Here is a 268-nt window from a genome sequence, read left to right on the forward strand (position 1 = left end):
GCGGGTGCGGAAAATAAAACTTATGATCTCAGCCCGGTTTTCAATGGCGCACTCAAGGCAGAGTTTACAGGCGTAGCTACCAGTCGTGGCGAAACGATTGCTGGCGCTTTGATTGATAAAAGCGGTAAAAAATTTATCCTTTCCGATACCTGTGAGCCCGAGGGTGGAAATGCTGAGCTAAAAGATGCGTTTGTAGTCACCGCCAAGAAAAACTATTTCTTATTCATATGTGCCTGGCCTGTCCAGCATCGAGGCCTTGGCATCAACG

1 protein-coding gene is annotated in these 268 nt (G+C 47.8%); it reads left to right on the forward strand.

The features are described 5' to 3' along the window. Positions 1-268 (forward strand): hypothetical protein (locus SB717_RS36340; protein ID WP_410907874.1); only part of this gene is annotated, 268 nt, incomplete at both ends.

This window comes from Priestia sp. SIMBA_032 (assembly GCF_046535215.1).
Taxonomy (GTDB): Bacteria; Bacillota; Bacilli; order Bacillales; family Bacillaceae_H; genus Priestia; species Priestia aryabhattai.